The organism is Aeromonas sp. FDAARGOS 1402 (assembly GCF_019046925.1).
Lineage (GTDB): Bacteria > Pseudomonadota > Gammaproteobacteria > Enterobacterales > Aeromonadaceae > Aeromonas > Aeromonas caviae.
On record NZ_CP077201.1, the window covers coordinates 3,385,917 to 3,408,909 of the forward strand.

The following is a 22,993-nucleotide window of genomic DNA, read 5'->3' on the forward strand; positions in this document are numbered from 1 at the left end:
TGGCCACTCATGGGAAACATAAAAAAACGGGCTGATTGAGCCCGTTTTTTTGTTGGTGCGCCAATAGCGTGGAGGCCGGCAGCCCCGGCTCCTGGGTGGCTAGTCGCGCAGTGGCTTGCCCCTGCGCAGCCTTCGCACCCAGTAGCGGGCGGGGTGGAGCGCCTCCAGCAGATCGGCGGCCAGCGGCAGGGGATCGCCGCAGATTTCGCTGGCGACCAGTTCGCCGCACAGGGGCGCCGAGCACAGACCCCGGGAGCCGAGCGCCCCCAGCACGTAGAGGCCGGCGTGCAGGGGCAGCGCGCTCTGCTGATCCGCGGGGGCGTTGACGTCATGATCCGCCAGCGCCGCCAACCGGGCGATGGGCCCGGCTACCGGCAGGTGATCCCGGCTGGCGCAGCGCACCCCGATGCGGGCCTGAGCACCGCTCACATCCACCTCGGCAGGCCAGCGCTGCTGGGGCACACAGGCTTGCAGCCGCGCCCTGTTCTGCTCCTGCTCGTCGGTGCGGTAGGCTAGATCGGTCTGGTTGCGGCCATAGCTGGCCCCGATGCAGTGCGCGCCGTTGTGGGCCGGTGTGAGGTAGCCATCGTAGCAGAGCACGGTCTTGAGCTGGCTCAAGCCAACCTTGGTCGGCACATGGCTCACCTGGCCGCGCACCGGATAGAGCGGCAGCTCGGCAAAGGGGAGAAGGGCTGGCAATTGATGCCCGGCTGCCACCACCAGATTGGGGGCACGCCACTGGCGGCCATCCCGGCTCTCCAGGTGCCAGCCATCGGCCTCTTCGGCAATGCGGGTTACAGCGGCATTGAACACCACTTCCAGCCGCCCGCTGGCCTGCGCCTCCCTGATGGCGGCGCGGGTGAGATCCGCCGGACAGAGCCAGCCCCCCAGGGGATAGCTCACACCATCCGCATCGCAGGGCAGGCCGACCACCTGCTCAACCTCCGCTGCCGAGAGTGGGTGCATCAGCTCAGGGGGGAAGGGGCCCTGGCTCATCTTGGCAAGCTTGGCGGCGGATTTGTCGTCGTAGCCGAGTTGGGTGACGCCACACAGCGAGAAGGCGACGGGGTGGTGCTTTGCCAGGGCCAGCAGCCGGTTTCTGGCAAAGCCAAAGGCCAGCGAATAGAAGCGCGACAGGGCATCGTGCTCGCCGTTGAGCAGGGGGTAGAGGGCTCCTTGTCGATTGCCGGAGGCGCCGCTGGCCGGTTCGCCATCTTCGCACAGCAAGGTTACGTGCCGACCCCGCTCCACCAGAGAGAGCGCCGTCATGGCGGAAGCGATGCCGCCACCGATGATGAGCACCTCTCCCTCCCGCCCTGCGGGGCGGGCGTACCAGGGGGCGATGCTCTGCTGCGGCACTTTGCCTTCCCGAACACCCGCCAGCATCTCCCGCTTGCTGCCGTGGCCCTTCACCTTCTTCATGGCAAAGCCGGCGGCAATCAGCCCCCGTCGCACGAAACCGGCGCAGGTAAAGGTCGAGAGGGTGGCATCGGGGCGGGCGAGGCGAGCAAGATCGTCGAAGAGATCCTGGGTCCACATCTCTGGGTTCTTGGCAGGGGAGAAACCGTCCAGATACCAGGCGTCCACCAGACCGGTTGCCGGATGGGGCACCTGAGGCAGCATCTCCTTGATGTCGCCAAACCAGAGATCGAGGCGGATGCGGCCATCGGCAAAGAGCAGGCGATGGCAGCCGGAGACCGGCAACGGCCACTGGTCGATGAGAGGCTGGCTCAAGGGGGCAAGCTCGGGCCAGGCGGCCAGGGCCTTGCGCAGATCGGCCTGGGTAAGGGGGTATTTCTCGACGCTGATGAAGTGCAGCCGGGATCCGTTGCCGGACAGGGGGGCCTGTTCCAGAAAGGCGGCCATTGTGGCCAGAAAGTTAAGTCCTGTACCGAAACCTGTTTCACCAATCACGAAACTGTCACTATCGTGGTGCGAAAATCGCTCTGGCAGTCGATTTTGCTGCAAAAAGACGTAGCGGGTTTCACTTAGACCGTTATCATTGGAAAAGTACACATCCCCGAACTCACTGGAGACTGGAGTTCCCGCTTCGTTCCAGTCCAATCGGGCATGATGTAAGGATGTTTGACTCACGTTTTCCTCGGCTCGCGTCACAAAATCGCGGGCATTCTACGTGAAAGCAGACCAGTTTGGCAGCCGAAAGCGGGTAGACTCGGTGCCAGTTTTTCCAGACGAGATGAATTAATGAGAAGAGCAGTGATCACCGGTATCGGCGTCATCTCCAGTATCGGCAACAACAAGGAAGAGGTGCTGGCCTCCCTGAAAGCAGGCAAATCCGGCATCACCTATTCCGAGCAGTTCGAGCAGTACAACCTGCGCAGCCGTGTCTGGGGTAACATCAAACTCGATCCGTCTGAACTGATCGACCGTAAAGTCATGCGTTTCATGGGTGACGCCGCGGCCTACGCCTACCTCTCCATGCAGCAGGCCATCGAAGATGCCGGCCTGCCGGAAGAGATGGTCTCCAACGAGCGTACCGGCATCGTGACCGGTTCCGGCGGCGCCTCCGGCAAGAACACCTCCGAATCTGCCGATATCGCCCGTGAAAAGGGCGTCAAGCGGGTGGGTCCCTACATGGTACCGCGTACCATGTCCTCCACCACCTCAGCCTGTCTTGCCACCCCATTCAAGATCAAGGGTGTCAACTACACCATCAGCTCCGCCTGTGCGACCTCTGCCCACTGCATCGGTCACGCCCTGGAACTGATCCAGCTTGGCAAGCAGGACATCATCTTTGCCGGTGGCGGCGAGGAGCTGGACTGGTCTTCCACCATCCAGTTCGACGCCATGGGCGCGCTCTCCACCAAGTACAACGACAACCCGGAAAAAGCGTCCCGCACCTATGATGCGGACCGCGACGGCTTCGTCATCTCCGGTGGTGGCGGCATTCTGGTGGTCGAGGAGCTGGAACACGCCCTGGCCCGTGGTGCCCACATCTACGCCGAAATCACCGGTTACGGTGCGACCTCCGACGGCTACGACATGGTGGCCCCGAGTGGTGAAGGCGCCGTGCGTTGCATGAAGATGGCGATGCAGGGTGTCGGCAAGGTGGACTACATCAACACTCACGGTACCTCTACTCCGGTTGGTGACACCAAGGAGCTGGAAGCCATTCAGACCCTGTTTGGCAGCAATGCCCCCAAGCTCTCCGCCACCAAGGCGATGACCGGCCATGCCCTGGGCGCCGCTGGCGTGCATGAGGCCGTCTACTCCCTGCTGATGATGGAACACGGCTTCATCGCCCCCAGCATCAACATCGAGAACCTGGACGAGAAAGCCGTGGGCCTGCCCATCGTGCGTGAATACGAAGCGGCCGACCTCAATACCGTTATGTCCAACAGCTTCGGCTTTGGCGGTACCAACGCCTCTCTGGTGTTCAGCAAGTTCAAGGCTTGATCTCCCCGTGGGGAGCACAACGCGAAATAGAAAAAGGCGCCGAAAGGCGCCTTTTTTATTGAACTCTTTTTATTGAATTCTTTTTATTGAACTCTGCTGATGGTTCCCGGTTCTGGACCGCTGTCTGCCAGGGGCAACCGCATATAGACAGCCCCGTCACCATACTCCACCAGCGATTTGCCGGTGTCGGCGGGCACAAACCCCTGCTTGCGCCAGAAGGCGGGGGCATCCTGAACCGCCACCAGGCCTGCATGGCGATATCCTGCATGGCTCGCGAAAGCGAGCGCCCTTGCCAGCAGTCGCTGTCCGACACCCAGGCCGCGTGCCTTGCTCGAGACAGCGAGATCGTGCAGATAGAACTCGTCGTGACCGGCCAGCGCCTTCATCTGCACCGAGAGGGGCGGGGGCTGGTGGGCACGCCAGGGGTGGCAGAGCAGGTAACCCAGCACCTTGCCCTGACGCTCGGCCACCCAGCAGCAGGCGGGGGCCAGCTCGGTTTTGTTCTGCATCACCTCGAGGGGCTCGGGTTCGAACTGGTGATAACACTCGTGCTGGATGGCCATGATGGCGGGCCAGTCTGGCGTGCGGATGGTGCGGATGGTGATCATGATGCGGGTCGAGTCCGTATTCAAACCGTGGCAAAAAGGGGTGACAGCATACCCCAGAGAGCACACAAACGAAACCGGGTCACCTGCCAGCGACTCGTCAGCGAACCGGTTCCTTGCTCACGACCTTGATCAGCTGGTAGCGCAAGGAAGGGGCATCGGCCGGCACATCGGCAAGTTGCTCCTTGCTCACTTCGAGTTGATAGCGAAAGCCCGGTTCAAAGGTGAAGCCTTCGATCTGCTGATAGAAGAGGCTCCAGCTCTCGCCCGGCTGACTGCGTACCTGCATGCACTTCATGGGGGCGACACCGACGCAGTCTGCCAGCTTGTCCTGGATATAGAGGGTTTCGGTGGTCGGGGCGCTCTGGCAGGCGCTGAGCAGGAGGGCGGAGCTGAGGAGCAGGGGAGATTTCATGATGAGTGTCCTTGGCGTAAAAGGGCGCGATTAAACCTGCAAAAGAAAAGGCGGTCAATGACCGCCTTTGTAACAAACCATGACAGATCGGGCTCAGCGCTGGTCGAGGGGCACGAACTCGCGCAGGGGCTGACCGGTGTAGAGCTGACGGGGACGGCCGATCTTCTGATCCGGGTCTGAGTGCATCTCGTTCCAGTGGGCAATCCAGCCGATGGTACGGGAGATGGCGAAGATCACGGTGAACATGGACATGGGGATACCGATGGCCTTCATGATGATGCCGGAGTAGAAGTCCACGTTCGGGTAGAGCTTCTTCTCGATGAAGTAGGGGTCGGACAGCGCGATGCGTTCCAGCTCCATGGCCACGTCCAGCAGCGGATCCTTGATCTGCAGCTCGGTAAGCACCTCGTGGCAGGTTTCACGCATCACGGTGGCACGGGGATCGTGGTTCTTGTAGACCCGGTGACCGAATCCCATCAGACGGAACGGATCGTTCTTGTCCTTGGCGCGGCCGATGTACTCGGGGATGCGATCCACGGAGCCAATCTCTTCGAGCATCTTGAGGCAGGCTTCGTTGGCACCACCGTGGGCCGGGCCCCACAGGGAGGCGATCCCCGCAGCGATACAGGCAAACGGGTTGGCACCGGAAGAACCGGCCAGACGCACGGTGGAGGTGGAGGCGTTTTGCTCATGATCCGCATGCAGGGTGAAGATGCGGTCCATGGCGCGCTCGACGATGGGGTTGACCTTGTACTCTTCGGTCGGCACGCCAAACATCATGTGCAGGAAGTTGCCTGCATAGGAGAGGGCGTTGCGCGGCTGCATGAAGGGCTGGCCGATGGAGTACTTGTAACACATGGCGGCCAGGGTCGGCATCTTGGAGAGCAGACGGAAGGCACAGATCTCGCGATGCTCCTCGTTGTTGATGTCGAGGGCGTCGTGATAGAAGGCGGACAGCGCGCTGACCACGCCGCACATGACGGCCATGGGGTGGGCGTCGCGGCGGAAGCCGCGGAAGAAGAAGGCGATCTGCTCGTGCACCATGGTGTGGCGGGTGACCAGACGTTCAAATTCCGCATATTGGGTCTTGGTGGGGGCCTCGCCGTACAGCAGGATGTAGCAGACTTCGAGGTAGCTGGCCTGGGTGGCCAACTGGGCGATGGGGTAACCGCGGTGCAGCAAGACACCCTGGTCGCCATCGATGTAGGTGATGGAAGATTTGCAAGAACCGGTGGCCATGAAGCCGGGGTCGAAGGTGAAATATCCTTGCGTGCCCAGCTTTCTGACATCGATCACATCGGGTCCAACGGTACCGGAGAGGATCGGCAGTTCAACCGGCTCTTTTCCGGGCAGATGTAGGGTGGCTATCTTATCAGCCATAGCACGTCTCCTTTGCTCTTTTATAATTTGGTTCCAGCCCTACTTTATTACGACTGTTATGACGCTGGCAAAGGTTCTTACCCGTACCACGGCGGCTGGAGCGCCTTATTTGAACCAGAGAACCATGTCTTTGTCAATTTTGCTGGATGATCATTAATGACTTGTTAAAGCTGTTGTGGGATCTGGTTTACGGTTTTGGATTTTCTGTGTAGCTATTTGATTGTCATTGGTTAAGGCCGCCGATATACTGCGCCACGTGGGTGATGGTCGTCGGTGTTTGAAACGCTTTCGCAAAGCCAGATGTGATATCGAAAATGTTATTTTTGGCTTTCCTGAGTTGTTTTGGTAACAAAAACCTAACAAATGCCACTCCTCGCCCTCAAAGCGTGTGAAAACAATAACTAACGTGCTCAATGGAGCTGAGTGGGCAAAGCCGTGAAAAACAAACAGAGACCTGTAAACCTCGACCTACAGACGATCAGCTTTCCTGTCACCGCCATCGCTTCCATCTTGCATCGTGTCTCAGGGGTCATCACCTTTGTGGCATTGGCCATCTTGCTGTGGATGCTTGGTACTTCACTCGCCTCTCCCGAAGGATTTGAATCGGTCGTTGCCATCATGGACAACTTCCTGGTCAAGTTCGTGCTGTGGGGGATCCTGACCGCGCTGGCTTACCACATCGTGGGCGGTCTGCGGCACCTGGTCATGGACATGGGCTATTGGGAAGAGCTGGAATCCGGTAATCAGAGTGCCCGTGTGGCCTTCGTGATCACCGCGGTTTTGGCAGTATTGGCGGGGGTGCTGGTATGGTAACCAATTCTGCAACTTTCGGGCGCAGCGGTGTTCACGATTACATCCTGATCCGCGCCACCGCCCTCATCATGACGTGCTACGTCCTCTATCTGGTTGGCTTTGTCGCGTTCAACGACATCACCTACGAGGTGTGGACCGGCTTCTTCTCCAACACCTTCACCAAGGTCTTCACCCTGCTGACGCTCGTATGCGTCTTGATCCACGCCTGGATCGGTCTGTGGCAGGTGCTGACCGACTATATCAAGCCGGTCGGACTGCGCGGTGCGCTGCAGTTTGTGCTGGTGGTGGTGCTGTTTGTCTATGTGATGACTGGTTTCGTCGTGCTGTGGGGTGTGTAAGGTGACTATTCCAACTCGTGAATTTGATGCGGTCGTGATCGGTGCCGGTGGCGCCGGTATGCGCGCCGCGCTGCAGATTGCCCAGTCCGGCAAGAGCTGCGCCCTGTTATCCAAGGTTTTCCCGACCCGTTCCCACACGGTCTCCGCCCAGGGCGGGATCACGGTCGCCCTGGGCAATGCCCACGACGACAACTGGCAGTGGCACATGTATGACACCGTCAAGGGCTCCGATTATATCGGTGATCAGGAAGCCATCGAGTACATGTGCAAGACCGGCCCCGAGGCCATCTATGAGCTGGAGAACATGGGCTTGCCTTTCTCCCGCTTTGACAACGGTACCGTCTACCAGCGTCCGTTCGGCGGTCAGTCCAAAAACTTCGGCGGCGAGCAGGCTGCCCGCACCGCGGCGGCAGCCGACCGTACCGGTCACGCCCTGCTGCACACCCTGTATCAACAAAACGTCAAGAACAAGACCACCGTCTTCTCCGAGTGGTATGCCCTAGATCTGGTGAAGAACCAGGATGGCCATATCGTCGGCTGTACCGCCATCGACATGGAGAGCGGCGAGGTCGTCTACTTCAAGGCCAAGGCCACCGTGCTCGCCACCGGCGGCGCCGGTCGCATCTACCAGTCCACCACCAACGCCCACATCAACACCGGTGACGGCGTCGGCATGGCGCTGCGTGCCGGGGTCGGCGTGCAGGACATGGAGTTCTGGCAGTTCCACCCCACCGGTATCGCCGGGGCAGGGGTACTGGTCACCGAAGGTTGCCGTGGTGAAGGCGGCTACCTGCTGAACAAGGACGGCGAGCGCTTCATGGAGCGTTATGCACCAAACGCCAAGGATCTGGCCGGTCGCGACGTGGTGGCCCGTTCCATCATGATCGAGATCCGCGAAGGCCGTGGCTGTGACGGTCCCTGGGGCCCGCACATCAAGCTCAAGCTGGATCATCTGGGCAAAGAGGTGCTGGAATCCCGCCTGCCGGGCATCTGCGAGCTCTCTCGCACCTTCGCCCACGTGGATCCGGTCAAAGAGCCCATCCCCATCATCCCGACCTGCCACTACATGATGGGCGGCGTGCCGACCAGCGTGAACGGCCAGTGCCTGACCCAGGACAAGGATGGCAACGACGTGCCGGTGGTCGGTCTGTTCGCGGTGGGCGAGATCGCCTGCGTCTCCGTGCACGGTGCCAACCGTCTGGGCGGCAACTCCCTGCTGGATCTGGTGGTGTTCGGTCGTGCTGCCGGCATGCACCTGGTGGAGACCCTTGGTTCGATGGAGCACGGTGTGGAAGCCACCGACGCCGACATCGCCAAGGCGCTGGAGCGCTTCAACCGCTGGGAAAACAACCGTGACGGGGAAGACCCGGCACAGATCCGCAAGGACCTGCAGCGCTGCATGCAGAACAACTTCTCCGTGTTCCGGGAAGGGGATGCCATGGCAGAAGGGCTGGCCGAGCTGAAACTCATCCGCGAGCGTCTCAAGAACGCCCGTCTGGACGACACCTCCAAGGAGTTCAATACCCAGCGCATCGAGTGCCTGGAGCTGGACAACCTGATGGAGACCGCCTATGCCACCGCGGTGGCGGCGAACTTCCGTACCGAGAGTCGTGGCGCCCACAGCCGCTTCGACTTCCCGGAGCGTGACGATGAGAGCTGGCTGTGCCACAGCCTCTATCATCCGGACACCGAGTCCATGACCCGTCGCGCTGTCAACATGTCACCCAAGACCCGTGAGGCGTTCCCGCCCAAGGTCCGGACTTACTGATTGCGGAGCCAAGCACAATGAACGTCACATTCTCTGTCTACAGATACAATCCGGACGTTGATAACGTCCCGTATATGAAGGATTATCGTCTTGATATTCCTGAAGGTTCCGACATGATGGTGCTCGACGCACTGATCCAGCTCAAGGAGCTGGATCCCACGCTCGCCTTCCGCCGCTCCTGCCGCGAAGGGGTCTGTGGATCTGACGGTCTCAACATGAATGGCAAGAACGGTCTGGCCTGCATCACGCCGCTCTCGGATCTCTTGAAGAAGGGCAGCAAGGTCGTCATTCGGCCCTTGCCCGGTCTGCCGGTGATCCGGGATCTGGTGATCGACATGACCCAGTTCTACACCCAGTGGGAGAAGGTCAAACCCTTCCTCATCAACGACGAAAAACTGCCGCCCGTGCGTGAGCACCTGCAATCCCCCGAAGAGCGCGCCAAGCTGGATGGCCTGTACGAGTGCATACTCTGTGCCTGCTGCTCCACCTCTTGCCCCTCCTTCTGGTGGAACCCGGACAAGTTCATCGGTCCGGCCGGCCTGCTCGCCGCCTATCGCTGGCTGGCGGACAGCCGCGACACTGCGGCCAGTGAGCGACTGGGCAACCTGGATGACGCCTTCAGCGTGTTCCGCTGCCACGGCATCATGAACTGCGTGAACGTCTGTCCCAAGGGCTTGAACCCGACCAAGGCCATCGGTCAGATCAAGTCGATGTTGCTCAACCGGGCCGTGTAGTATCGGGGCCAGGGCGCCTTGCGCCGGGCCCGACCTCTGGATAGCCATCCCGCCCCGGGATGGCTATGACCCTACAAGCTGCAGTGCAGCGAACAAGATGTACAAGGGATAGAAATGCATAACGGCGTGATGAAGGCCTGGTTGGAGTCATCTCACCTGGCTGGTGCGAATGCAAGCTACATTGAGGATTTGTACGAATCCTTCCTGGAAAACCCCGACTCCGTTGCCGACGAATGGCGCAGCCTGTTCCAGTCGCTGCCCCAGGTCAACGGACATGCAGTAGAACAACCCCACTCCCAGGTTCGCGACTATTTCCGCCGCCTGGCCAAGGACTCCTCCCGTTACAGCGCTCCCGTCTCCGATCCCCAGGTGGATGCCAAGCAGGTTCGCGTACTGCAACTGATCAACGCCTTCCGCTTCCGCGGTCACCAGAACGCCAACCTGGACCCCCTGGGTCTGTGGCAGCGCGAGCCGGTCGCCGAGCTGGACCCGGCCTTCCACAACCTGCAAGGTGCAGACATGGAGGCCACCTTCAATGTGGGCTCCTACGCCATCGGTCGCGAGACCATGGTGCTATCCGATCTGTATGCCTCGCTGAAGAAAACCTATTGCGGCAGCATCGGCGCCGACTACATGCACCTCACCTCCACCGAGGAGAAGCGCTGGCTGCAAGACAGGCTGGAATCCATCGAAGGGACGGGCAACTATACCCTCGAAGAGAAGACCCGCTTCCTCGAGAGCCTGACCGCCGCCGAAGGGCTGGAAAAATACCTGGGTGCCAAGTTCCCGGGGGCCAAGCGTTTCTCCCTGGAAGGGGGCGATGCCATGGTGCCCATGCTCAAAGAGCTTATTCGCCGCGCCGGTGAGCAGGGTTGCAAGGAAGCCGTCATCGGTATGGCCCACCGCGGTCGCCTCAACGTGCTCATCAACGTACTGGGCAAGCGCGCTCAGGACCTGTTCGACGAGTTCGCCGGCAAGCACGGCGAATCCTGGGGCACAGGGGACGTGAAGTACCACATGGGCTTCTCCTCCGACTTCGCCACCCCGGGCGGCAACGTCCACCTGGCGCTCGCCTTCAACCCGTCGCACCTCGAGATCGTCAACCCCGTGGTCATCGGCTCCGTGCGTGCCCGTATGGACCGCCGCGGTGACAAGGACGGCTCCAGCGTCCTGCCCATCACCATCCACGGTGACTCCGCCATCGCGGGGCAGGGGGTCGTTGCCGAGACCTTCAACATGTCCCAGACCCGTGCCTATGGCGTGGGCGGCACGGTGCGCATCGTCATCAACAACCAGGTGGGCTTCACCACCTCCTATATCCGTGACCTGCGCTCCACCGAATATTGCACCGACATCGCCAAGGCGGTGCAGGCCCCTGTGCTGCACGTCAACGGGGATGACCCGGAAGCCGTGGTGCTGGTGACCCAGATTGCCCTGGATTACCGCAACACCTTCAAGCGCGACGTGGTGATCGAGCTGGTCTGCTACCGTCGTCACGGCCACAACGAGGCTGACGAGCCGAGCGCGACCCAGCCCCTGATGTATCAGAAGATCAAGCAGCACCCGACCCCGCGCAAGATCTACGCCGATCAGCTGATCGCCGAAGGAGCCATCGCGCCGGAGCTGGCCACCACGCTAGTCAACGACTATCGCGACACCCTGGATCGGGGCGAGCGGGTGAGCAAGGAGTGGCGCCCCATGGAGCTGCACTCCGTGGACTGGACGCCGTATCTGGGTCACGACTGGGCCATGGCCTATGACAGCACTGTGCCCATGGATCATCTGAAGGCCCTGGGTGAGCGCATCAGCCAGTACCCGGCCACCCATGTGCTGCAACGCCAGGTCGAGAAGATCTACGAAGACCGTCGCCTGATGGCCGCCGGTGAGAAGCTGGTGGACTGGGGCTTTGCCGAGACCCTGGCCTACGCCACCCTGGTGGACAAGGGATCCCGCATTCGCTTTACCGGGGAAGACTCCGGCCGCGGTACCTTCTTCCATCGCCACGCCGTGCTGCACAGCCAGACCGATGCCAGCACCTACACCCCGCTGTGCAACCTGCACGACGAGCAGGGCCCGTTCGAGGTGTACGACTCCGTGCTGACCGAGAACGCGGTACTGGCGTTTGAATATGGCTACGCCAGCGCGGAGCCGGCCGGTCTCACCATCTGGGAAGCCCAGTTCGGTGACTTCGCCAACTGCGCCCAGGTGGTGGTGGACCAGTTCCTCTCCTCCGGCGAGCAGAAGTGGGGCCGGATGTGCGGCCTGACCATGCTGCTGCCCCACGGTTACGAGGGCCAGGGCCCGGAGCACTCCTCTGCCCGTCTGGAGCGTTACCTGCAGATGTGCGCCCAGCACAACATGCAGGTGTGCGTGCCCTCCACCCCGGCGCAGGTGTTCCACATGCTGCGTCGCCAGGTGGTACGCCCCATGCGCCGTCCGCTCATCGTGATGACGCCCAAATCCCTGCTGCGCCACCCGCTGGCGGTGAGCAAGCTCGAAGAGCTGGCAGAGGGCACCTTCCAGAACGCCATCGGCGAAATCGATGCGCTGGATCCCAAAGGCGTCAAGCGCGTGGTGTTCTGCTCCGGCAAGGTTTACTACGACCTGCTCGATGCCCGTCGCAAGGCCGAGCAGCAGGACGTGGCCCTGGTACGGATCGAGCAGCTCTACCCCTTCCCGGAAGAGGAAGTGCGCGCCATCCTGGCCGATTACAGCCATGTCACCGACTTCGTCTGGTGTCAGGAAGAGCCGCAGAACCAGGGCGCCTGGTACAGCACCCGTCATCACTACGACAGCGTGCTGCCAAGCCATGCCCGTCTGCGTTATGCCGGTCGCCCGGCCTCGGCCTCACCGGCCGTCGGTTACATGTCCGTCCACGCCAAGCAGCAAAAAGCCCTGGTGGAAGACGCCCTTACCCTGGAATAACGAGTTGTGGATGAGAGGGCCCGTGTCGGGACCCTCTCTGACCTGGAACAAGCCTGCTGGCCAAGAAGTAACAAGGAACTGATTACATGACTATCGAGATCAAGGTACCGGACCTGCCGGAATCAGTGGCGGATGCCACCATCGCGACCTGGCACAAGAAACCGGGTGATCTGGTTGCCCGTGACGAAGTGCTGGTTGACATCGAAACCGATAAAGTCGTGCTGGAAGTGCCCGCGCCGGAAGCCGGCGTACTGGGCGACATCCTGCAGAGCGAAGGGGCCACCGTGCTCTCCCGCCAGCTGATCGCCATGCTCAAGCCGGCCCCCGTTGCCGGTGAAGCGACCAGCGAAAAGCCGGTGGAAGCTGTGGCCGATGACGCTGCCGATGGCCTGAGCCCTTCCGTGCGCCGCATGGTGGCCGAACACGACATCGACGTCGCCAAGCTGACCGGCACCGGCAAGGGTGGTCGTGTCACCAAGGAAGACGTGGAAGCCTTCATCAAGAATCTGGGCAAGGCTCCCGTGGCTGCGCCGACTGCTGCCGCTCCCGTGGCTGCCGCACCGGTTGCGCCGCTGGCCGGTCGCACCGAGAAGCGCGTGCCCATGACCCGTCTGCGCAAGCGCATCGCCGAGCGTCTGCTGGAGGCCAAGAACACCACCGCCATGCTGACCACTTTCAACGAGATCAACATGGCGCCCATCATGAAGCTGCGCAAGCAGTACGGCGAGATCTTCGAGAAGAAGCACGGCATCAAGCTCGGCTTCATGTCCTTCTATGTGAAGGCCGTGGTCGAATCCCTCAAGCGCTACCCGGAAGTGAACGCGGCGCTGGACGGTGACGACATCGTCTACCACAACTACTTCGACGTCAGCATCGCCGTCTCCACCCCCCGTGGTCTGGTGACCCCGGTGCTGCGCGACTGCGACAACATGAGCCTGGCGGACATCGAGAAGGCCATCAAAGACCTGGCCGGCAAGGGCCGTGACGGCAAGCTGACCGTGGATGAACTGACCGGCGGCAACTTCACCATCACCAATGGTGGCGTGTTCGGCTCCCTGATGTCCACCCCCATCATCAACCCGCCCCAGAGCGCCATTCTGGGTATGCACAAGATCCAGGACCGCCCCATGGCCGTTGACGGCAAGGTCGAGATCCTGCCGATGATGTACCTGGCACTCTCCTACGATCACCGCATCATCGACGGCCGCGAGTCCGTGGGCTTCCTGGTCTCCATCAAGGAGCTCCTGGAAGACCCGACCCGTCTGCTGCTGGATGTCTGAGCAAGCGTGACTGAAAGATAACGAGGGGCCGCCCAGGCCCCCATTCACAGGGGATTGAGAAACACGAGCCCCGGACGGAAATACCTACAACACGGATAGAGCATCTATGAATCTGCATGAATATCAGGCAAAACAGCTGTTTGCCGAGTATGGCCTGCCGGTCTCCGAAGGTTATGCCTGTGCCACCCCGCAGGAAGCGGCCGAAGCGGCCGACAAGATTGGCGGCAACACCTGGGTCGTCAAGTGCCAGGTCCACGCCGGTGGCCGCGGCAAGGCGGGCGGCGTCAAGCTGGCCAAGAGCAAGGACGAGATCCGCGCCTTCGCCCAGAACTGGCTCGGCAAGAACCTGGTGACCTATCAGACTGACGCCAACGGTCAGCCGGTTACCAAGATCCTGGTGGAGTCCTGCACCGACATCGCCAAGGAGCTCTATCTGGGCGCAGTGGTCGACCGTGGCTCTCGCCGCGTGGTCTTCATGGCTTCCACCGAAGGTGGCGTGGAGATTGAGAAAGTCGCCCACGAAACCCCGGAACTCATTCACAAGGCTGCCATCGATCCCCTGGTAGGCCCGCAGCCTTATCAGGCCCGCGAGCTGGCCTTCAAGCTGGGTCTGGTCGGCGATCAGATCAAGCAGTTCACCAAGATCTTCATGGGCCTGGGCCAGATGTTCCTGGACTGCGACTTCGCCCTGCTGGAGATCAACCCCCTGGTCATCACCGACAAGGGCAACCTGCACTGCCTGGACGGCAAGATCAACATCGACGCCAACGCCCTGTATCGCCAGCCCAAGCTGCGCGAGATGCACGATCCGTCCCAGGATGACCCCCGCGAAGCGCACGCCGCCCAGTGGGAGCTGAACTATGTGGCGCTCGATGGCAACATCGGCTGCATGGTCAACGGTGCGGGCCTGGCCATGGGTACCATGGACATCGTCAACCTGCACGGCGGCTCACCGGCCAACTTCCTGGACGTCGGCGGCGGCGCCACCAAGGAGCGGGTGACTGAAGCGTTCAAGATCATCCTCTCCGACAGCAAGGTACAAGCCGTGCTGGTCAACATCTTCGGTGGCATCGTGCGCTGCGACATGATCGCGGAAGGCATCATCGGCGCCGTCAAGGAAGTGGGGGTGAAAGTGCCCGTGGTGGTGCGTCTGGAAGGCAACAACGCCGAACTGGGTGCCCGTAAACTGGCCGACAGCGGCCTCAACATCATCGCCGCAACGAGTCTGACTGACGCAGCTCAGCAAGTGGTAAAAGCAGCGGAGGCCAAATAATGAGCGTTCTGATCAACAAAGACACCAAGGTGATCTGCCAGGGCTTTACCGGCGGTCAGGGCACTTTCCACTCCGAACAGGCGATTGCCTACGGTACCCAGATGGTCGGCGGCGTGTCGCCGGGCAAGGGTGGCACCACTCACCTGGGCCTGCCGGTGTTCAACACCGTCCGTGACGCCGTGGAAGCCACCGGCGCCACCGCCTCCGTCATCTATGTTCCGGCCCCGTTTTGCAAGGACGCCATCCTGGAAGCCATCGATGCCGGCATCAAGCTCATCGTCACCATCACCGAAGGCATCCCGACCCTGGACATGCTGGACGTCAAGGTGAAGCTGCAGGAAACCGGCGTGCGCATGATCGGCCCCAACTGCCCGGGCGTCATCACCCCGGGTGAGTGCAAGATCGGCATCATGCCAGGCCATATCCACAAGCCGGGCAAGGTGGGCATCGTCTCCCGCTCCGGCACCCTGACCTATGAAGCGGTCAAGCAGACCACGGACGAGGGCTTCGGCCAGTCCACCTGCGTCGGTATCGGTGGCGACCCCATCCCGGGTTCCAACTTCATCGACATCCTGGAGATGTTCCAGAATGACCCGCAGACCGAAGCCATCGTGATGATCGGCGAGATCGGCGGCAACGCCGAGGAAGACGCGGCTGCCTACATCAAGGCCCACGTCACCAAGCCGGTGGTCTCCTACATCGCGGGTGTCACCGCCCCGGCTGGCAAGCGCATGGGTCATGCGGGCGCCATCATCGCCGGTGGTAAAGGTACCGCAGCAGAGAAATTTGCCGCCCTGGAAGATGCCGGCGTGAAAACCGTTCGCTCCTTGGCCGATATCGGCAAGGCACTGCGCGAAGTGACCGGCTGGTAAGTTCTTTAGCCTGTTATCTCTAATTGAAAATGCCGCCCGAGGGCGGCATTTTTATGATTGAAAACCTTATATTGACATCCTTTCCAATAGTGTCTAAATGCGCTTCACTATTTTAACCTCAGCGCTGATTACCATTATTACAGATGACTCCTTCAGTTAGAGTAATTGCCAAGGATGAACGTTTATGAGCCAATAGCGCAGAAACAGGCAGAACTGAGGGGATATATGGCATTTGCATGCCTTTGTTTTTCTACTCGTCAATAAAAGGAGGTGTAGATAATAAGAAGCCATTGACAAGACGGCATACTTGATATCTTAAAAGAATTAATGCTAGTCTAGCACGTTACATACATCATCCATCTCTTCAATGCACGTCAGCTAAGATAAATCCGTTGGCGAATGGATGCACACAACGTTGGTGTACATATGACGGCTAAACTTTCAATTCGCTCATATACGTTTGTATCACATACTCATGCACATGATCATCACCAACTAGTGTTCCCTTTGATCGGGGCTGTTGACATGCATACAGGCCGGCATACAGGAAGAGGGGTTCCTGGACAATGTATCATAACTCTTGCAGGGGATGAGCACACATTTGCACCAGAAAAAGGGTCATATTTTCTGGTTGCAGATCTAAGTGAACTTCCTGCAAATATAGAGAAGCTACAAGAATCTTTTGTGAAAATCTCTGAGCCTGTTCAAGCTTTCTGCTTCTTTGTTCAAAAGCAACTTGAGTACCGAACTAGTCCGACACTGGAAAGCAGTATGGGGAAATGGTTTTTCCAGCTTCTGAGTGAACAACCATTTTTACTTAATACAGATAAGAGAATCTCCCGAGCAATAGAACTCTTGGAAAACGATATCCGTATGTCACCTTCACTAGATGAATTGGCATCAGTGGCTTGTTTGAGCATAAGTCAATTCAAGGCGTTGTTTAAAAAAGAAACAAGTCAAACACCAGGGCATTATCTGTTACACCTGAGAATGGAGAAAGCAAGAGCACTGCTGGTCAATACTGACTACCCTATCAATGTTATAGCTGGTGATGTCGGATATCAGGACTCATCTGCATTTAGCTCTCGATTTAGTCAGTACTTCGGCTATCCGCCCAGAAAGCTGAGAGCGAGATAATACAACAATCAGCTTTTGGCAATACTAAATCGGCTTATCAACAAACTAGAGGTGAAAATATAATGGTATCTTTTAGAAACTTGATATAGAACTTGAGATGATCATCCATGATAGACTCAGCAGTATTCCTTTTTGTAACCACATCATTATTAATCGTCTTGGCTCCAGGGCAAGATATGGTGTTAGTACTATCCAATTCAATAGCCAGAGGCTCTAAGGCTGGTATGATTACAGCCTCTGGAGTCGCGACTGGATTGTTGGGTCATACGCTTTTGGTAGCGTTAGGATTAGGTGCTTTGTTACAAACATCTGAGTTCGCCTTTAATATTATGAAATATATTGGTGCAGCTTACCTATTCTATCTTGGGATAAAACTATTTAAAGCGCCAGCAATTGGTTTCAACAATGTGGAAGAAACCGGTGGAAGCATGTATTCCTTTTTCTTTAAAGGAATGTTCTCTAATATAAGTAATCCAAAGATAGCAGTCTTCTATTTTGCATATCTTCCTCAGTTTGTTAGTGCGGACAGTACTCAACCGATGCAGACATTATTATATTTAGGGACAGCATTTGCATTGCTTACATTGTTTGTAAAGTTGCCGATAGGCTACATGGCTGGAGTATTATCTCCTTGGATACAATCTCGACCGGCAGTTCAAGTCGGACTAAACAAGTCTTGCAGCATTGTATTAATAGGAATGGCGTTAAACCTAGTATTATCTAGCCAGATATGAATCACAGTGCTAAATGGTGACAATACCCAGTGGGATGTTTTGTAGTAGTTCTGGGATCACCTCCTTTTGACAGTGGAAATATTGGGTTATCCACCGTTCCTGAATTAAGGAAGATAATGATACAGAACGATATGAATCGACTCTGTATAGCCCCTTCAGTCAGAGGTGCTTGGACTGCCAGGTTACGACTGCATTGCATCGAGATAACCTCTGTTTCTACTGTTGGCAGCATTCGCTTCGTAATCGTGTCATAGCCACCAACCTTGAAAAATCGGGCCATAGGGCGTATAACCACGCGCTTGTCAGTGTATTGAGTGAGCCCATTTTTATGCAGCAGAGTGAACCCGTGCAGACCGCCCCCTTTTGGCAGGTGAAGAGCCTGCAACAGATGACCACGGCCGAGTGGGAGTCCCTGTGCGACGGCTGCGGCAAGTGCTGCCTGAACAAGCTGATCGACGAGGACACCGACGAGCTGGTGTTCACCAACGTGGCCTGCAATCTGCTCAATACCAAGACCTGCCAGTGCTCCGATTACGGCAACCGCTTTAAAAAAGAGCCGGACTGCCTGCAGATCACCCACGACAAGATTGCCGAGTTCAACTGGCTGCCCTCCACCTGCGCCTATCGCCTGCTGGCGGAGGGGCAGACCCTGCCCGAATGGCATCCGCTGATCACCGGCAGTCGCTCCGCCATGCATCAGGCGGGTCAGTCGGTGCGCGGCAAGGTGATCCATGAGGTACATGCCGGCGATTGGGCCGACCATATCATCACCTGGGCCAGCTAACGCCAGGGCTGTCTTTCGGGCCAGCCGAGAGCCGTACCAACTGCGAAGGGGCAGGGGAGTCATCACTCTCCTGCCCCTTCGGTTTTTTGGTGCTTTCCGAAGCGCTGTGAGGGCGCCTATTTGTCTGCCTTGCCCGCCGCATCGGCAAGTTTGGCCAGCTGTTTGTCATACCAGGCCACCGCGCGGCCTTCATCTTCCGCCTTCTCTTTGCGCCGGATGGCACCCCGCACCGCCATGACCCCCAGCCAGCGAAACGGCTCCGGCGGGAAATGGCCGCGCGGGCCGCTCACCAGGGCGCATTCGCGCCACGGCTTGTCCTCCTCCCGCAACTCGCCTCTTACCAAGGCCGCCAGGATTTGGCCGCCCATCCAGCTCTGGGCCACCCCGTTGCCGGAGTAGCCGAGGCCATAGACGATATTGGGCTGCCCTCGCCAGTGGCCGAAGAAGGGGAGGCCATCTACCGAGCGGTCGGAGGCGCCGCACCAGCTGGCAGCGATGGGCACCTCCTTGAGCGCCGGAAAGAAGTGGCGCAGGGTGCGGGTGAGGGGGGCAAGATAGCGGCTGGGGGCATCGAACAGGGCCAGATGACGGTTGGCAAAGGCGAAGGTGTTGCCCCCCTTGCCCAGCATCAGCCGCCCGTCTGGGGTGGATCTGTAGTAGTGCACGAAGGTGCGGCCATCCACCACGGTGCGACCGTGTGCAAGTTGCTGGGCGGCAAGCGCCTGTGGCGCCGGGTCGGTGATCACCATGTCGGAGGAGACCAGCACTATGCTGCGGCGAAACTCGCGAAAGTGCGCCGTCATGGCGCTGTTGAGGGCCAGCACCACCTTGCGGGCACGCACCTCACCCTGCGGCGTCTGCACCCGCGCCGGCTGGCCCGCCTCAAGGCGCTGCATGGGGGAGTGTTCATAGACTTCGACCCCCAGTTCCCGCGCCACCCGCAGCAGGCCGCGCACCAAGAGTGCCGGTTGCACCGAGCCCGCGTGGGGGCTGTAGAGCCCCTCCAGATGAACGTGGGAGCCGCTCTGGCTCGCCAGTTTATCCTCTTCAATCACTTGCCACTGGTTAAGGTCTGCGCGTTTGAGTTCCTGCAATACCGGCTCCATCAGGCCGCGCTGGGCCTCGCTGGTGGCGGTGTAGCAGGTGCCCTCGACCCTCAGCTCCGCTTCTATGCTGTGCGTTTCGCAGAAGTGGGCGATCTCGTGTACCGCCTGCTCGGATCTTTGTACCAGCCAGGCGGCCTGCTGCTCGCCAAAGAGGCGCTTTAACGTCAAATACTTGGCCGACCAGGTGAGCAAACAGCCGCCGTTGCGCCCGGAGGCGCCGCTGCCACAACGATCTTTCTCCAGCACCATGATGCGTAAGGCAGGTTCGGCCTGTTTAAGGGCGATGGCGCTCCACAGCCCGGTAAAGCCGCCACCGACGATGCAGACATCTGCCGACTAGGGGCGTGGGTGGTGCGGGTTGTTCGGCGGCGAGCGCCTCGGCCAGCCAGAAGGGGAGAGTGGACATGATGACTCCTCGACAAGGTTATGGGTGGCGCCAGCGCTGGGTGCGATCCAACAGGGCGCGGCTCAAAAAGAGCTGGAGCAGCTTGACGGTGGCGGCGGCCAGCAGGATCAGGGTGGCCATGGCGGCGGCCGCGGCGGTATCGCCGGAATCCTCCATGTTCAGCACGGCGATGGAGGCGAGCACGCTGTCGCTCGAATAGAGGAAGATCACCGCCGAGGTGGTGGTCATGGCGTTGACGAACAGATAGATAAAGATTTCCAAGAGCGCTGGCAGGGAGGCGGGCAGGGTGACCTGCCAGAACGCCTTCCAGAGCGGAATGCGCAATGAGATGGCCACCAGCTCCAGCTCCTTGGGCAGTTGTTTCAGGCTGGTCAGCGCCGTCATATGACCCACGGTGTAGTAGTGAATGACGCAGGAGAGCACCATCAACGGCAGGGTGCCATAGAGGCCGCCAAAGAGCGGATTGCCGTTGAAAAAGAAGATGTAACCGAGCCCCAGCACCATGCCGGGCACCGCCAGCGACAGCATGGCAAGCAGATGCAACAGCTGGCGAAGCGGCGCAAAGTGGCGCCCCTTCTCCTGCGCCCAGGCCAGCACCATCACCAGCACGGTGCCGATAAGCGCGGTATAGAGGCCCAGCTGCAAGGTGTTGGTAAAGGGCTGCCAACCGTAGACGCTGTTGCTGTCAAAGGCGTAGTGATCCAGCGTCAGAGCGAGGTTGTAGGGCCAGAACTGCACCAGGGAGCCGTAAACCGCCATCCCCACCAGCGCCAGAAACAGCAGGGCCCAGAGGGTACACCAGCCGAGCGCCAGCAGATCCCGCAGCCGATGGGGTTTGGGCTGATAGGGCACCGCCTTGGTGCTGCTCTGCTCCTGCATCTTGCTGCGCACCCTGTGCTCCAGCGCAAAGCTCATGAGCGCTGGCAGCAGCAGGGTGACGCTGGCAACGGCGCCCAGCGAGAAGTTCTGCATCCCGATCACCTGCCGGTAGATATCGGTGGCCAGCACGCTGTACTGGCCGCCAATCACCTTGGCCACCCCGAAGTCGCAGATGGTGAGGGTGAAGACGGCGATGGCGGCGCTGAGCAGGCCATAACGGGCGGTGGGCAGGGTGACGGTGACAAAGGTGCGCCAGCCGCTGCTGCCGAGCACCCGGGAGGTTTCATAGAGGCGGGCATCGCTTTGGCCGAGCGCCGTGATAAGGATCATCAGAGCGTGGGGAAAGCACCAGAAGCCCAGGCCAATGACGATGCCGATGGGGCCGTAGATGCTCTCGCCGCCGAGCAGCCCCTTGGCAACTCCCTGATTGCCAAACCAGTAGACCAGACTGATGGCGGGCAACAGGGAGGGCATCAGGAGCGGGATCAAACCGATGAGGCGAAACAGGGGCTTGCCCGGCATGCAGGTGCGGGTGAGGGCGTAGGCGTAGCCGAAGGCGATGGTCACCACCAGCGCGGTGATCAGCACCCCGAGCCAGAGGGTGTTGCCAATGGTGCGCCCCAGATGAGGGGAGTCGAAGTAGGCGCTGAAGTTGGCAAGCCCCACCCAGAGGCCGTTCTCATCCTGCAGACTCTTTTGCAGCATGGTGAGCAGCGGCAGCAAGAGGCCCCCCACCAGCAGGGCGATACCGAGCGCAAGCAGGAGCAGTTGCAGCAGCTGATCCCGGCTCCAGCCACGGCAGAGTCGCTGCCATCGAGAGTCTTGCCGGGCTGTCGCGGGCGGCAACAGGGAGGAGGTCGCAAGGGGGGCAGTCATAGACACTCTCCTTCAAACAGCTGCATCGCCCCAGCGGGCCAGTGCAGCGAGCAGCGCATGCCGCTGCGCCAGCCCCCCTGTTCGTGGCGGGGCAGCTCATGGGTCGGGCGCTCCACCAGGATCTGCTGCGGGCCCAGATAGGTGTCGGCGGTGCAGATAAGGCGCTGGGCGGCGCCGAGAAACTCCACCTGATCGATGGTTGCTTCAACACCATGATGGCCAAGATACGGTTCGCTCGGCGCACTCAGGGTGATCGCCTCGGGGCGGATCGCCACCTGCAATTTGCTGCCGGCGGCGGCCCGGTTGGCGAGTTGCAGCGGCTGCTCGTTGAGGCGCACCTGATTGGGGCCGAGCACCAGGGCATCGAGGAAGTTCATGGTGCCGACAAAGCTTGCCACGAAACGGCTGGCAGGCTGGTGGTAGATCGCCTGCGGGGTGCCCACCTGCACGATGCGGCCGCCCTCCATCACCACGATGCGATCGGCCATGGTCAGCGCCTCTTCCTGATCGTGGGTCACCATGATGGTGGTAATGCCAAGGCGCTGCTGCAGGGCTCGGATCTCGCTGCGAAGGTGGGTGCGAACCAGCGCATCCAGCGCGCTGAGCGGTTCGTCCAGCAGCAACAGGCCGGGGGAGAGGGCCAGTGCCCGGGCCAGCGCCACCCGCTGCTGCTGGCCGCCGGAGATCTGGCTCGGGTATTTGTGGGATTGGGCAGTGAGATCCACCAACCCCAGCCAGTGATCGACCCGCTCCTTGATGAGATCCCGTGCCAGCCCCTGATTCTCAAGGCCGAAGGCGATGTTCTGGGCCACTGTCAGGTTGGGGAAGAGGGCGTAGGATTGAAACACGATGCCAAAGTCGCGCTGCTGGGGCGGCAGGCGGGAGATATTGCGCCCCCCTTGCCAGATCTCGCCGCTGTCCGGCAGATCCAGCCCGGCGATGGCTCTGAGCAAGGTGGTTTTACCGCAGCCGGAGGGGCCGAGAAAGCAGATAAACTCCCCCGGCTCAATGGTCAGAGAGATCCCTTTAAGGGCCTGAAAAGCACCGAACTGCTTGTTGAGATGTTGAATGTCCAGATAGGGCTGGGTCATGGTTCGACTCGCTACTGATTTGGTATATACCAGTTTGCGAGTGAAGTGTGACGGTCAGGTGATCGGGGGATGACAGCTTGATGACAGTCAAGTGACATCGGGTCGCCAGCAAGTAGTTGGGCCCTGTGTGGATGGGCGAAGCGTCGCTAATTGAAGGCAA

The 22,993-nt window shown here is 59.9% G+C and carries 18 protein-coding genes and 1 pseudogene; 12 read left to right on the top strand and 7 right to left on the bottom strand.

Annotation, left to right across the window (positions count from 1 at the left end):
* Positions 1–99 precede the first annotated feature (99 nt).
* The gene (gene mnmC, locus I6L32_RS16020) at positions 100–2,115 is read right to left on the bottom strand and encodes a bifunctional tRNA (5-methylaminomethyl-2-thiouridine)(34)-methyltransferase MnmD/FAD-dependent 5-carboxymethylaminomethyl-2-thiouridine(34) oxidoreductase MnmC (RefSeq protein ID WP_206616950.1); all 2,016 of its coding nucleotides are present in this window, start codon (positions 2,113–2,115) and stop codon (positions 100–102) included.
* 90 nt (positions 2,116–2,205) lie between these two features.
* Here mnmC and fabB point away from each other — a divergent pair, with 90 nt between their 5' ends.
* Complete coding sequence (gene fabB / locus I6L32_RS16025; RefSeq protein ID WP_029314417.1) at positions 2,206–3,417, top strand: beta-ketoacyl-ACP synthase I; 1,212 nt, start codon at positions 2,206–2,208, stop codon at positions 3,415–3,417.
* 83 nt (positions 3,418–3,500) lie between these two features.
* On the opposite strand, the gene I6L32_RS16030 is transcribed toward fabB, so the two are convergent.
* From I6L32_RS16030 to I6L32_RS16040, 3 genes are all read right to left on the bottom strand, one after another.
* Entirely contained in the window at positions 3,501–4,025 is a 525-nt protein-coding gene (locus tag I6L32_RS16030) for a GNAT family N-acetyltransferase (RefSeq protein ID WP_128313702.1), read from the bottom strand.
* Positions 4,026–4,122: 97 nt separating this feature from the next.
* Positions 4,123–4,437, bottom strand: coding sequence for a DUF4377 domain-containing protein (locus I6L32_RS16035; RefSeq protein ID WP_041215298.1), 315 nt, complete (start codon positions 4,435–4,437; stop codon positions 4,123–4,125).
* Between the two features lie 93 nt (positions 4,438–4,530).
* A complete protein-coding gene (locus I6L32_RS16040) occupies positions 4,531–5,817 on the bottom strand; it encodes a citrate synthase (RefSeq protein ID WP_010674492.1) in 1,287 nt (428 codons plus the stop codon).
* A gap of 423 nt (positions 5,818–6,240) precedes the next feature.
* Between I6L32_RS16040 and sdhC the strand changes: the two genes are divergently transcribed.
* The 11 genes from sdhC (at position 6,241) to I6L32_RS16095 (ending at position 18,475) form a co-directional block, all read left to right on the top strand.
* Complete coding sequence (gene sdhC / locus I6L32_RS16045; RefSeq protein ID WP_029314418.1) at positions 6,241–6,630, top strand: succinate dehydrogenase cytochrome b556 subunit; 390 nt, start codon at positions 6,241–6,243, stop codon at positions 6,628–6,630.
* A complete protein-coding gene (gene sdhD / locus I6L32_RS16050; protein WP_010674495.1) occupies positions 6,624–6,968 on the top strand; it encodes a succinate dehydrogenase, hydrophobic membrane anchor protein in 345 nt (114 codons plus the stop codon). The genes sdhC and sdhD overlap by 7 nt, the downstream gene beginning before the upstream one ends.
* A gap of 1 nt (position 6,969) precedes the next feature.
* On the top strand, positions 6,970–8,736 hold the full coding sequence (gene sdhA, locus I6L32_RS16055) for a succinate dehydrogenase flavoprotein subunit (protein ID WP_029314421.1): 1,767 nt from the start codon (positions 6,970–6,972) through the stop codon (positions 8,734–8,736).
* 17 nt (positions 8,737–8,753) lie between these two features.
* On the top strand, positions 8,754–9,470 hold the full coding sequence (locus I6L32_RS16060; protein WP_010674497.1) for a succinate dehydrogenase iron-sulfur subunit: 717 nt from the start codon (positions 8,754–8,756) through the stop codon (positions 9,468–9,470).
* Positions 9,471–9,584: 114 nt separating this feature from the next.
* Positions 9,585–12,395, top strand: coding sequence for a 2-oxoglutarate dehydrogenase E1 component (sucA, locus tag I6L32_RS16065; RefSeq protein ID WP_069785453.1), 2,811 nt, complete (start codon positions 9,585–9,587; stop codon positions 12,393–12,395).
* Between the two features lie 86 nt (positions 12,396–12,481).
* Positions 12,482–13,675, top strand: coding sequence for a 2-oxoglutarate dehydrogenase complex dihydrolipoyllysine-residue succinyltransferase (gene odhB, locus I6L32_RS16070; RefSeq protein WP_042863770.1), 1,194 nt, complete (start codon positions 12,482–12,484; stop codon positions 13,673–13,675).
* Positions 13,676–13,781: 106 nt separating this feature from the next.
* Positions 13,782–14,948 (top strand): ADP-forming succinate--CoA ligase subunit beta, encoded by a 1,167-nt coding sequence (gene sucC, locus I6L32_RS16075; RefSeq protein WP_005300220.1) that lies wholly within the window; start codon positions 13,782–13,784, stop codon positions 14,946–14,948.
* Positions 14,948–15,820, top strand: a complete 873-nt coding sequence (gene sucD, locus I6L32_RS16080) for a succinate--CoA ligase subunit alpha (RefSeq protein ID WP_005300222.1) — start codon at positions 14,948–14,950, stop codon at positions 15,818–15,820. The genes sucC and sucD overlap by 1 nt, the downstream gene beginning before the upstream one ends.
* Positions 15,821–16,246: 426 nt before the next feature.
* Entirely contained in the window at positions 16,247–16,957 is a 711-nt protein-coding gene (locus I6L32_RS16085) for a helix-turn-helix domain-containing protein (RefSeq protein WP_175429543.1), read from the top strand.
* Positions 16,958–17,064: 107 nt separating this feature from the next.
* A complete protein-coding gene (locus I6L32_RS16090) occupies positions 17,065–17,691 on the top strand; it encodes a LysE family translocator (RefSeq protein ID WP_082189362.1) in 627 nt (208 codons plus the stop codon).
* Positions 17,692–18,019: 328 nt separating this feature from the next.
* On the top strand, positions 18,020–18,475 hold the full coding sequence (locus I6L32_RS16095) for a YcgN family cysteine cluster protein (protein WP_069785454.1): 456 nt from the start codon (positions 18,020–18,022) through the stop codon (positions 18,473–18,475).
* Positions 18,476–18,591: 116 nt separating this feature from the next.
* On the opposite strand, the pseudogene I6L32_RS16100 reads toward I6L32_RS16095, so the two are convergent.
* From I6L32_RS16100 to I6L32_RS16110, 3 genes and pseudogenes are all read right to left on the bottom strand, one after another.
* Positions 18,592–19,987, bottom strand: a pseudogene (locus I6L32_RS16100) (FAD-dependent oxidoreductase).
* A gap of 18 nt (positions 19,988–20,005) precedes the next feature.
* Complete coding sequence (locus I6L32_RS16105; RefSeq protein ID WP_069785455.1) at positions 20,006–21,742, bottom strand: putative 2-aminoethylphosphonate ABC transporter permease subunit; 1,737 nt, start codon at positions 21,740–21,742, stop codon at positions 20,006–20,008.
* The gene (locus tag I6L32_RS16110; RefSeq protein WP_069785456.1) at positions 21,739–22,833 is read right to left on the bottom strand and encodes a putative 2-aminoethylphosphonate ABC transporter ATP-binding protein; all 1,095 of its coding nucleotides are present in this window, start codon (positions 22,831–22,833) and stop codon (positions 21,739–21,741) included. Before I6L32_RS16110 ends, I6L32_RS16105 begins: the two co-directional genes overlap by 4 nt.
* Between the last annotated feature and the right edge of the window lie 160 nt (positions 22,834–22,993).